The sequence below is a fragment of the uncultured Microbulbifer sp. genome (assembly GCF_947498635.1).
Taxonomy (GTDB): Bacteria; Pseudomonadota; Gammaproteobacteria; order Pseudomonadales; family Cellvibrionaceae; genus Microbulbifer; species Microbulbifer echini.
Window position 1 is genome coordinate 1 of record NZ_CANMKV010000044.1, and the last position, 12,259, is coordinate 12,259.

Consider the following 12,259-nt stretch of genomic DNA (forward strand, 5'->3'; position numbering starts at 1 on the left):
TTGACTAAAAAACATTCATTTTTTTGCTGTGTGAAACCTAATGCAGAGTTAGAAAGCTATTTTTCAGAGTCTCCCTAGACTATTAAAGCAATTAATAAATATTACCCTTTTTAGAAATTAAGTGCGCGAGCAGCTCTGCAAGGTTAATGAAACAGCCTTCACCTTACATAAAGTGTTTTTCTTTTTGTTATGCGAATATCTAGTCTTTATTATATTTAACATGCTTATTACGAAAATCCCGCGGGGATTGCCCAGTCCATTGTTTAAACCTTCTTGAGAAACTGCTGGCATCACAAAATCCGAGTAAATAAGTGATCGATGTAATTGGCAATTCTTTTTGTTTGAGATATTGCATAGCTTGATATTCACGAACTTTATTAAGTATGGTCTGATAACTGGAACCATTTTCTTTTAGTTTTCTATGTAGGCTACGGCAGCTAACGCCAAGCTCTCCAGCCACCACTTCTTGCGAAAAATTTCCTGAAGGCATCATATTTATAAGAACCCTAGTTGTCATACTAACCATGTCATTTTTCTTTAAACGATCCAGATAATCTATAAGTGCCATCTCATTGATTTTGGCTAATTCATTATTGCCCGAAGTGAGTTGTCGATCTACAAAATCACGCCTAAGCCTAATCTCACAAATATTTGCTGAAAATTTGATAGGGCATCCATACATCATTTGGTGATATTTAGGAATGGCAGGACTTGATCGCTCTAGATAAATTGCAATTAAGTGATGATAAACATCTGGGCATATCTTGCTAATAGATTTTATTAGTAGGCCCATAAAGGCATCTATAGCATGAATACTAGGTTCATATGATAAACCCTCTGCTTTTTCCCAGGATACTACGACATGTTGCCGCTCTTCGCGAACATGCATTCTCATGGCAGTACTAACCACCTCTGAGAATCGAGCTGATCGCAATAGGCTTTCTCTGATAGAACTGCTCGCTAAATGGGCATAACTTAGGGCGTGAAGGTTTGTGTGGTTGACATATTTAGTAACTTGCAAGCCAATACAATCATTGCCAGATATAGTTTCAGCAAGGATCCATAATTTTTTCATGTTCTCTACAGGGATTCTTTGATTGGCATCTCCTATGCAGCTAGGGTCAATTCCTGCTCGTTGCAAGATTTCTTGGGTAGAACAATAGGATTTTAGAGCCTCAATAATGGGTAGTACCCAGGTTGCAATGGTTGTGTGTCCATTCTCAGCCATTTGCAAATGTGTCCTAATTAGTCAACAGATTGTCTGGATAGGCAAAGAAGCCTATAACCCAGGCGAGTAGCATGAAATCTAATATTTTTCCCTTTATCAAGATTAACTTAAGGCGCTTTGTATGTTAAGGAAATTTAGTGTTTTCAAAGTATGCCAAGCTACTTAAACGATTAAATTATGAAATATCTAAGGAAGAAGGCAACCGTGCTTACCTGGGTGACGCTAAGTACTGTATGCGTAGGTACTGAGGCGAGTGAACCTACTCAGCTTTTCTGGGGAGATATGCATCTTCACACTTCTTACTCATTCGACGCCTTCCTAAGTCAAAATTATTCGGCAACACCAGACACAGCTTATCGTTGGGCCAAAGGACAGCCAGTTATTCATCCTTATACTCATGCAAAGGTACGTATAAATACGCCACTGGATTTTCTTGTGGTTTCAGATCACGCGGAGGGATTGGGGGTTATGAGAGCAGTGGTCAATAAAACAGATCAACTCGATACTGAAATGCCCTTTCACCAGTCGATAATGCGCTGGTTTGCCAAGCAGCATATTCGTTATAAAGTCTCAGTGAATGAGGGTATGGATATTTTCAATGAGCTACTGCCAACTAAGGCACTTAACACCGAAGTCTTCGTAGATCCTGTTCGGGATCCTGCTAATACGCCCCCAGAACCAGTGCTGGGAGATCTAAATAAAACCCGAGCAAGTGCCTGGAACGAGATAATCGATGCCGCAGAGCGCCACTACAACCCCGGCACCTTTACAAGCTTTATCGGCTGGGAGTGGAGTTCAACGCCAACTGGAGCTAACTTACACAGGGTGGTGGTATCCCCGAATGGGTCAAAACAGGCCAGGCAGTATCTGCCTTTTGGGTCAGACCAAAGTCAGTACCCTGAAGATTTATGGCGCTGGCTGGATGAGACTTCTGAGCGAACTGGCAGTGAATTCATTGCTATTCCGCATAATTCTAACGTATCAAAGGGTTACATGTTCGCAGAAACTACACTACGTGGTGAGCCAATTGATACACAATATGCCCGTACACGTATGCGCTGGGAGCCTTTAGTAGAGGTAACACAAATTAAGGGCGATTCCGAAACGCATTCACAGCTTTCACCTCTAGATCCTTTCGCCGATTTCGAAAATTATCCATTTTACCTACAAGCCGATCCCGAGTCCTATCGAGTCGCTAAGGGTGATTATGCTCGATCCGCCTTACGTACTGGCTTGGAGGTGGAAGAGAAAATTGGCGTAAATCCCTATAAGTTTGGCTTCATAGGTTCCACCGATTCTCATACTGGTCTATCGACTGCAGAGGAGAATAACTTCTGGGGTAAATTTGCCCATGACTCGACACCCGCGAGTAAGCGCGCCCACACGGTGATTGGTGGAACAAAAGCAACTGGCTGGAATATGTCTGCTTCTGGACTCGCCGCAGTTTGGGCAGGTGAAAACACACGCGAAAGCCTTTTCGCCGCGTTTAAGCGTCGCGAGGTCTATGCAACTACAGGACCAAGAATACAGGTGCGTGTATTTGCCGGGTGGGATTTTCCAAAGCACGCAATAGATGCTGAAAATATCGCTGAATTGGGCTACATCTACGGAGTGCCAATGGGTGGAGAGCTAACTAGACCACAGGCGACAGAGCAACCAATTCAGCTGTTAATACGCGCGGTTAAAGACCCGAAAGGAGCAAATCTGGATCGAATCCAAGTCGTAAAATCGTGGCTGGATGAGTCGGGGCGAAGCTATGAGAAGATCTTTAATGTTGCCTGGTCTGGGGAACGTTCCTCGAGTGATCGAGGACAATTAATTCCTGTGGGCGATACCGTTGACCGGGAAACAGGTCTATATACCAACACCTTGGGCTCTCTTGAGTTATCTACCTTGTGGCAAGATCCGAGTTTTGATGCTGATCAAAGAGCATTTTACTATGTGCGTGTATTACAGATCCCGACACCACGCCATTCACTTTACGATGCCGTGGCTACAAAAGAAATCAACAATGGTAGCATTCAGATACCCTCTGAAGGGCCCGCAGTTATCCAGGAACGTGCTTATACCTCTCCCATTTGGTATACACCATAGCATATTGATGAACCAATGCTGTAAAGCAGGTAAATAGTCTAGTCCAGAAAACAGTTTATATATTCGAGTGAATGATCTTTAGATATTTTCGGGGGATATTGTATGTACTGGAGCTTTAGTCGATTGGGCAGGGATCCGTTAATACACTTCTTGATTATTGCATTGCTTCTATTTGTTGGTGCCGAATTAATAGAAAAGAAAGGTGATGGCTCTGACCAAGAGCACATCATACTCCTAAATAAAGACAACTTAATTGAATATATTCAGTACCAAAAAAAGACTTTTAACCCAATTTATTCCAGACGTTATTGGCAAAATCTAACAGACATAGAAAGGGCCAACCTGATTGCCGACTACATTCAGGAAGAGATACTATACCGTGAGGCGATTAATCTTGGTTTGCAAGAAAATGATCAGATTATACGACGGCGGCTTATTCAGAAGCTGGAATATGTGACTGAAGGTTTCTTCGAAGATATCAATATTAACGAAGATAATTTGGAGGCTTACTTTCGACTTCACCAGGAAAAATATCGCATTGACGCCTCCATTACTTTCACTCATGTTTTTTTCGATCATAAAATCCACTCAAAGATAAAACTAAAGGAAACAGCAAAACGAACATTGGACCATCTTTTAAAAAAATCAGAAGCCTTTGAGAAATCCTCTCTTTATGGGGATCGGTTTGTATTTCATCGAAACTATGTAGAGCGTACCCCCCAGTTAGTGGCTAGTCATTTTGGGGATGCTTTTGCAAAATGGGCTTTTCAACTGCCCTTAAACACCTGGTCGGGTCCCTTTGAATCCCCTTATGGCCTACATCTTGTACTTGCCATTAGTAACAAAAGCAGCCGCCTGCCTAACTTTAGAGAAGCTGCCCCATTAGTGCGAGCAGATTATCGTCACGAAAAAATGGAAGAAAAAAAGCGGCGTAAGATAGAAGAATTGATGAACAGATACCAGGTTGTATGGAGCTCTCCTATGCCGAATGTATCTACGGAAGTTACCTATGCCAAATAGACATCTCTACCAAAACTCACTAATTTTTCTCGCTACCTTACTCGGTGTTGCATTTAGCAACCTTGGTTTTACCCATGACGGAAGACCAGTTTATATAGAGTTACAAGAACGCCCAGAAAACCAATATATATTGCGTTGGAAAATCCCACCGGTTATGCAACCTGGAACAGAACCAGAAGTATACCTAACAGGTGATTATTGCCAAATACTACCAGAGACACAATTTTTTTCTCGTTACAACACCAAAAAATATCAGTGTCAGCCTTCCCTTTCACAAACAAATACCCAGCCAGATGAACGCTTGATAATAAAGATCGGATATCCAGTTGCTAATCCAGCATTATCTACTCTAATCCGCTTTGAGCAAATGAATGGCGGCATCATTAATCTCTTTAATGGCCCAGAGGCCATAGAGATACATTTACCTTCCGAGTTGTCTATCTGGCAATATGTCAGACAATACATTGAAGCTGGATTCCTACATATACTGGAAGGCTATGATCATCTGCTTTTTGTATTTTGTCTGGTCTATATTGCCCGTAATCTAAAAGGGATTACAATAGCAGTTACCGGATTTACCTTAGGGCACTCACTCACTCTCGGGCTCGCAAGCTTGAACGTATTCAGTGTAAGGGTGGATATTGTAGAGGTATTAATTCCGCTGAGTATTATGGTATTAGCTGCTGAGATTGTAAACGCTGGTAACCATCGACACAAAGAAACTTTAGCCTGGCGATTTCCAGCCATTGTCGCTAGTGGTTTTGGGTTATTACATGGATTTGGGTTTGCCAGTGCGTTGGCCGAGTTGGGCCTTCCTCACAACCAGAAAATAACGGCTTTAATCAGCTTTAATATAGGCGTTGAACTAGGACAGTTAATATTTGTCTTGCTTTTACTTTTTTTAGCTTATATGGCTAAACTGGCAGTTTCCAAGTGGAAGTTTTCCGAAATTACTAATCACATCCTTACGCAGTCAAAATATGCAATATATCTAGTGGGGATAGCAAGTGGATATTGGGTCGTTAGCCGGTCTTTGGAAGTAATCTATTAAATAGATAGAGATTCTTATTGCGTAAAATATTTAGAATAGTGTACGTTTCGAGAATGTAAATAATTCTGTCGAACCGCCTCTTCCAGTTGTTTATTGATAATCGGTGAGTCGTTCACCGAACTCGATCATAAATCGGGTTAAAGTCGACTTCCAGTTACGGATCGGCATAGCCCATTTTTTGGCGGCGCTCTGCATAGCTAAATACACCGCTTTTATCGCGGAGTCATCCGAAAGGAACACCTTGCGTTGATTGGTGGCTTTACGAATAACCCTGTTGAGAGACTCTATTGAGTTGGTTGTATAGATCACTCTGCGGATCTCAGACGGATATTCAAATAGAGTGGTTAGGTTTACCCAGTGGTCGTCCAGGACTTGCTAATCTGGGGGTAGCTATCATCCCACCCCGATACAAACCGCTCCCGCGCCATCTGTGCTGCCGGTTCTGTGGCAGAGGTCTAGATTGGCCGTAACGGCCTTGTAATCCTTCCAGGGGACGTATTTTAGCGAGTTACGTACCATGTGCACGGTACAGAGCTGAACTTTGGCCTGGGGGTATTCTGTCACAGTAGCCTCTGGGAAGCCCTTCAGACCGTCAACGCATACAATCAATAACTCTTCCAAACCAAGATTATTCAGCTCAGTAAGCACAGATGGCCAAAATTTGGCACCTTCCGTTTCAGCAAACCTTAGGCCCAATAGCTCTTTCTGGCCCCCCATGTTTATACCCAGGGCCACATACACAGCTATATTAATTACCCGCTTATTATGGTGTGATTTTTTAAGCAATGCAGTCAAGGTAAACAATAGGATAAACCCGGTCTAATGGGCGACTCTGCCACAGCACTGTGCACCAGCTCTGTAACCTTAGATAACAGGGCTGCTGAGACTTCGGCATCGCACATTCGTTGAAGGCATCGGCGATATCGCGGGTACTCATCCCTTCGCGTATAGGGATTGCATTTGATCGACCATTCCGGTAAGGCGAGCCTGCGCCCTGCGAACACAATGCGGCTTGAAGGTGCCAGTTATATCGCGGGGAACACTGATATCAACCACTCTAAGCCGGTCTTTGGGGCGCTTGGAGCTAGTGCATTGGGACTGTTGACAGAGTTGTGCTCAATTGGGTCATTCTTGGGGTAGCCAAGGTGCTCATCCAGCTCTACACCAAGTGCGGCCTCCACGGTCATCTTGACCAGTTTCTCGGTGAAATCGTAGAGGTTGGTTTCAGATTCCCCCCCCAGGCTAACTCTATGACCTGATATTGAAGCTGCCGTTCAAGTGCTTTGTTATTCACTATTCTGCTCATAATTTCCTCCGATGCAGAGTACGGAAGAAATCATAATCAGTTACACAATTAGGTTTACAGCCTCCATAACAAACCTTCGCTAGAAGGTTACATCCCTTTCTTCTTGTTCACTCTTGAAAGTTTTTGCACTATTTCAGCTTGTAATGTATGTATAAAAACAAACCAGCCACTTACATTTACGTACTCTAGTGCCATTTTGCACGCTACTCAGCAACACCACAGCTCCTCAGTTTTCTTAACCTCAGCCAAAGTACATGCTCATTTTTCATCACCAATGCGGTGTGCCAACAAGTAATTTATTTGAGCAGTAAATATGCTAATGTTCTCTGCGTTTATCGAGTGGCAGCTGCACCTGTTGGGTTTTGGCATACCTTACTCCGCATGGCAGCTCTATAATTATTATACTCAAGGTTATGGATCCTTATCTTTATTCTTATGCCGCTCGTTATAACTGTTTTTTCTGAATTCAATACAAAAGCGACATTGATTTTACATTTTATAAATTCCACCTCATAAAGGGACTGAATATGAGTGCAGATGTTTTTACTGATACGAAAATACAAGAGATGGTTAAGTTTTGCTCTACAGGCTATGATGCTTGGAGCAAAATTATAAATAAGGATGTCACCAACAACTATATTGCCGGTCGTGACCGTTCTGCTAAAGGACAGGTTTATTGGAACAATCTCAACAGTGAAGTGAGCTGTATTCTGGCCATTCATTCCTTTCTCAAAGAATACTTAACTTCAAAAGTACCTACGATTGAAATTGTGCGACTGGATAAACTGCGAGAAAGCTTCAGACATGCAGCTGTTGACTATCAAAGACGATGCTCCACCGCACACCTCACAAAAGAAATAGACAAGAAAATTAGTAAAAATGAAGCCCTCAAAGAAGACAGACGTGAGAACTTTGCAATTTCTTCACTCTCATTGGTAGCCTCTATCAATGACATTTCGTCTAAAATTAATGGTGTTGTAGCGACAATTATTGCACTTAAGGGGATGAGAAAGAACCTTACTTCATTCGATGCTTCTTGGAGTGAATACTATAAAACAATCCGCCGAGATTTCCTGGCTGTCGCCTCAAATGTGGTAGGCATTTTTGCACCTACAGCAATGGGGAATACCATTATCGTTGCCTGGATGTATAGCGATACACGCGATTATTTAAATTTTGAAAAAACAGGACAGCAATTATCAGAAAACAAACAAAAGCTGTTAAAGGCGGCAGATAAATTTAGTGGCGATACCTCGATTGGTGACTTCTACACCTACGTACTGGTGACTGCACTTGCTGAGCACTATGGTTTTTCACCCAACAACGGAATCAGGTATACTCCTCAACACGAACATCTAAGCACGGTCAAGGGTATTTTAGGGTAGAACTTTCCTCTGGTTAGTATCACGCTATAATAAAAGGTGATATATTTTGTGCAGGATTAGTAGATACGATATTATTGAACGTGTCTATAGTACAACCTAGTTATTTACTGTTGTTATGCCTGCACTTGTAATTCAACTACAACTCGGATAATGCTGGAAGTTTACATACAAAACGCTAGCATTGTATTTTTCAAAGAGGTTTTTAATTGGATAAGATACTGATATTCGGTAATTCAGGTTCTGGGAAATCCACATTAGCGAAACATCTTTCCAGAAAATCAGGATTGTATCACTTAGATTTAGACTCCCTAGCATGGCTGCCAACTACACCTCCCCAGAGAATGCCTATAGAAGAGTCTAGAGTTCAAATGAAGACTTTCCTTAAAGAGCAGGTAAGCTGGGTTGTGGAGGGGTGCTATACCGATTTGCTTGAGCTTCTGATTGCCCAAGCCACCGAGATCATATTTATGGATCTTAATGTAAAACAGTGCCTAGATAATGCCAAAAATCGCCCCTGGGAACCGCACAAGTATGAATCTAAAGAAGCGCAAGATGCAAATCTTAATATGCTAGTGAACTGGATCAGAGATTATTACTCTAGAGCCAACACCTTTTCGCATCAAGCGCACCTGAGATTTTATAATTCCTTTAAAGGAAAAAAATCTGCTTACACAGAGAATCCAACCTACCTGTAAAGCTTACAATAATTTTATCTTTAATTGCCGCCATCTATTTAATTTTTTCATGGAATGATGGCCGCTCTTAGCATTCTGGCCCCTAATAGAACCTGTGCGGAGCCCATCAGAATATTGGGCCTAAACAGGGGCAAGTTCACTAGGGCTCTCTGCAAACTAAAAAAGGTTACAATTAGCATAACTCTTAAAACCTAATTAAAAATATCATTACACTATTCCTTCCTCTGTATAATCCACCTCGACATCTTTACCGTTAACAAACAATAGACAGACCACCAATCCAGCCAGTGCTAAATAGGCGTTCACAGTGAAAGCTCTATCTATACCTGAGGGCAAATTCGGGGCCATTGTAACAATAATTGTATTCATTCCCAACCCAATGGCACCACCGGCGATTTGGCACATATAAAATATGGCGCCAGCTAAACTTGCGCGGGAGAGAGCGACAACCATTATTGCTGTCGTAGTAATTGTAGAATAGAAAAGGCCTACTCCTGCGCCCAGAATCATCAAACCGGAAACTAGAGAAGGATATGTTGTATGCTCAGTTAAATGGGAAAGCATAAACATTCCAACACACATACATACGGTACCGGCCGAAACGATAGCTTTGGCCCCCAGCCGTTCATATAAGCTGCCAGAAATATATGAAACAATGCTAAAGATGAGCATCATTGGGAGTAATCCAATACCGGAAAATATAGCGGAATAACCATGGACTTTGGTAAGAAACTGAGGAATATACATCAACACTGAAAAAAATCGCGGATAGAGAAAGGGTTGCAATTCCAGCGGCAATAAACTTATTATTTTTGACTACATCTTTAGGTATCAGAGCATTGCTCCCAGCACTACCTTCCACAATAATAAAAAGCCCTATAAATATCAAAAAAGCAGAGAATAAGGATACAATCCACGGGCTTTTGAAACCAAAGTCTACCGCAAGATCCAGAGCAATCAGCAAGCCAAACAAGGATACAGACAGGGTTGTTACACCTGCATAATCTATCTTTTCCTCCAAATTATCCGGGCTATCGTCTGCAACTACCTCCCAGCAAACAAAACACGCCAGAGCAGCAATTGGTATATTGATAAAGAAGATCCAGCGCCAACTGGCAAAGTCAGTTAACATCCCACCCAGCATCGGCCCCATTGAATTTGATGCACCACCTATCATCATAATTAGGCCCCCTGCCAGACCTGATCGATCTTCAGGCATCAACCTATAAATCATCCCCAGGATTGCTGGCCACATCATGGCGCCGCCAATACCCATCAACGCCCTCGACACCAATAGCATGGACATATCAACCGCAAGGCCACCGAGAAAGGAAAATAGTACAAAGAAAACACTGCCTATAAAGAAGATACGGCGGCGTCCAAACATATCTGCCAAACGGCCACCTCAGATTATCAGAACACCGAACAAAAGGGTGTATCCATTGATGACCCATTGGGCCGTAGTGATGTTTGAGTTGAACTCTTTTTCCATCGCGGGGATAGCTACGGAGAAGGCCGTAAAATCATTCCCAATTAAAAATATCGCCAGACCTAATGCGACCAACCCTAGAATTTGATCTTTATTCAGTGGTGTATTGGATTTTGTCATTTTATCTTTCAAATAGCTTTTCCACTTGAGAAACACAGCTGATTCTAGAAAATTTGACCTGTCAACCTCTTAAGCACTACGTGATTTTTTTTATGAATGGTTTATACCTTGTAATTTTTACCCCCACCTTCATAACCAATGTTTCATTCAAAAAAATAAATAATGATTCACCTCATACACCTAGGGAAACCAGAGGTCAATTAAATTCCTGATCAAATATTTCGACAACCCCCTTAAATAGCATGAAAATTATAAGTCGGAAACAGTAAAAAACTCGTAGCAGCACGAACCATTGGCAGTAACTCTATAAAAGAACCTTTCATTTATTAGAACTAATCGATAGTGGATACAAAGCTATTTTAAGAGAGAATAATTTTTTATCCGATTCATCCTCACATCTATAGTTAACTCTTTTATAAGATACCCTCCTCTTCATAGTCCACTTTTACATCCTTACCACTAACAAATAATATACAGACTACTAATCCAGCGAGGGCCAGGTAAGCATTCACAGTAAACGCTCTATCTATTCCAGTCGGTAAGTCTGGAGCCATAGCCACTATCGTCGTATTCATGCCCAGCCCGATAGCTCCCCCAGCAATTTGGAACATATACAGAATGGCCCCTGCCAAACTAGATCTTGAGGGGTCCACCACGGTGATAGCTGCTGTGGTGATCGTGGAGTAAAAGAGCCCAACCCCAGCACCCAGTATCATTAATCCGGGAATCAATACCGGGTAGGTAGTATCTTTAGTCAAGTGGGAAAGCATAAACATTCCTACGCACATGCATATAGTACCGGCACATACGATAACTTTTGCTCCCAACCTCTCATAAAGACTACCTGATACATAAGAAACAATACCAAATACCATCATCATGGGTAATAAACCAATACCGGAAAATGCAGCGGAATATCCTCGAACTTTTGTCAAAAACTGGGGGACATATAACAAAGCAGCAAAGAAAACTACTGATAATAAAAGGGTTGCAATACCTGCAGCAAAAAATTTACTATTTCTGGCTACGTCCTCGGGAATCAAAGCATTCATCCCCGCATTGCGCTCAACGATAATAAACAGACCCATAAAAACCAGAAATATTGAAAATAGGGAAATAATGATTGGACTTTTAAAACCAAAATCTACAGCAAAATCTAATGCAACCAATAAACCAAACAGGGAGATAGATAGGGTTGTTACACCTGCGTAATCAATCTTCTCCTTCACATCTTCTGGGCTGTCATCTGCCACCACCTTCCAACAGACTAGACACGCCAAAAGGGCTATTGGGAGATTAATAAAGAATATCCAACGCCAACTCGCTAAATCAGTTAACACTCCTCCGAGCATTGGTCCTATCGCATTGGATGCGCCGCAGACCGTCATAATTAAGCCACCAGCTAGACCGGAACGATCCTCCGGCATCAATCCATAGATCATCCCCAGTATCGCCGGCCACATCAACGCTCCGCCAATACCCATCAATGCCCTTGACACCAAGAGCATCCACATATCAACCGCAAGTCCACCGAGCAGGGAGAAAAAAACAAAGATCGCGGTGCCGATAAAAAAGATGCGACGACGTCCAAGCATATCTGCCAGACGTCCACCAGAGATGATAAGAACTCCGAAGACCAGGGTATACCCATTAATAACCCACTGAGCTGTGGTGATATTGGAGTTAAATTCCTTTTCCATAGCTGGAATTGCCACAGAAAAAGCAGTAAAGTCATTGGCAATCAGGAAAACCGCTAGGCTTAGGGCAAATAACCCAAGAAATTGTGTTTTCGTTAGAGGAGGCTTAGCCTTCGTCATTTTCTCCTTCCTAGCACTTCCTATGGCAGCGCAAGCTTAAAATTTGATCTAGTA

General features: G+C 42.2%; 10 protein-coding genes and 1 pseudogene. 5 read left to right on the forward strand and 6 right to left on the reverse strand.

Translation table 11 applies throughout. The features are described from left to right. Positions 1 to 199: 199 nt before the first annotated feature. On the reverse strand, positions 200 to 1,228 hold the full coding sequence (locus tag Q1A69_RS17185; protein WP_299588155.1) for an AraC family transcriptional regulator: 1,029 nt from the start codon (positions 1,226 to 1,228) through the stop codon (positions 200 to 202). A 177-nt stretch (positions 1,229 to 1,405) separates the two neighbouring features. On the opposite strand from Q1A69_RS17185, the gene Q1A69_RS17190 reads away from it, so the two are divergent. From Q1A69_RS17190 to Q1A69_RS17200, 3 genes are all read left to right on the forward strand, one after another. After that, the gene (locus Q1A69_RS17190) at positions 1,406 to 3,322 is read left to right on the forward strand and encodes a DUF3604 domain-containing protein (protein ID WP_299588160.1); all 1,917 of its coding nucleotides are present in this window, start codon (positions 1,406 to 1,408) and stop codon (positions 3,320 to 3,322) included. Between the two features lie 102 nt (positions 3,323 to 3,424). Beyond that, on the forward strand, positions 3,425 to 4,342 hold the full coding sequence (locus tag Q1A69_RS17195; RefSeq protein ID WP_299588163.1) for a peptidylprolyl isomerase: 918 nt from the start codon (positions 3,425 to 3,427) through the stop codon (positions 4,340 to 4,342). Continuing rightward, positions 4,332 to 5,393, forward strand: a complete 1,062-nt coding sequence (locus tag Q1A69_RS17200; protein WP_299588165.1) for a HupE/UreJ family protein — start codon at positions 4,332 to 4,334, stop codon at positions 5,391 to 5,393. The genes Q1A69_RS17195 and Q1A69_RS17200 overlap by 11 nt, the downstream gene beginning before the upstream one ends. A gap of 90 nt (positions 5,394 to 5,483) precedes the next feature. Here the strand turns inward: Q1A69_RS17200 and Q1A69_RS17205 are convergent. Beyond that, positions 5,484 to 6,134, reverse strand: a pseudogene (locus tag Q1A69_RS17205) (transposase). 1,092 nt (positions 6,135 to 7,226) lie between these two features. On the opposite strand from Q1A69_RS17205, the gene Q1A69_RS17210 reads away from it, so the two are divergent. After that, positions 7,227 to 8,084 carry a hypothetical protein gene (locus Q1A69_RS17210; protein WP_299588168.1) on the forward strand — a complete coding sequence of 286 codons (858 nt, stop codon included), beginning with the start codon at positions 7,227 to 7,229 and terminating at the stop codon, positions 8,082 to 8,084. A 206-nt stretch (positions 8,085 to 8,290) separates the two neighbouring features. Beyond that, entirely contained in the window at positions 8,291 to 8,779 is a 489-nt protein-coding gene (locus tag Q1A69_RS17215) for an AAA family ATPase (RefSeq protein ID WP_299588170.1), read from the forward strand. Positions 8,780 to 8,986: 207 nt separating this feature from the next. Here Q1A69_RS17215 and Q1A69_RS17220 read toward each other — a convergent pair whose 3' ends face one another. The 4 genes from Q1A69_RS17220 to Q1A69_RS17235 form a co-directional block, all read right to left on the reverse strand. Then, positions 8,987 to 9,526 (reverse strand): MFS transporter, encoded by a 540-nt coding sequence (locus Q1A69_RS17220; RefSeq protein ID WP_366525604.1) that lies wholly within the window; start codon positions 9,524 to 9,526, stop codon positions 8,987 to 8,989. Further along, complete coding sequence (locus Q1A69_RS17225) at positions 9,438 to 10,166, reverse strand: MFS transporter (RefSeq protein WP_299588215.1); 729 nt, start codon at positions 10,164 to 10,166, stop codon at positions 9,438 to 9,440. Before Q1A69_RS17225 ends, Q1A69_RS17220 begins: the two co-directional genes overlap by 89 nt. Positions 10,167 to 10,184: 18 nt before the next feature. After that, positions 10,185 to 10,400, reverse strand: a complete 216-nt coding sequence (locus tag Q1A69_RS17230) for a hypothetical protein (RefSeq protein ID WP_299588177.1) — start codon at positions 10,398 to 10,400, stop codon at positions 10,185 to 10,187. A gap of 401 nt (positions 10,401 to 10,801) precedes the next feature. After that, a complete protein-coding gene (locus Q1A69_RS17235; protein WP_299588179.1) occupies positions 10,802 to 12,205 on the reverse strand; it encodes an MFS transporter in 1,404 nt (467 codons plus the stop codon). Positions 12,206 to 12,259 lie beyond the last annotated feature (54 nt).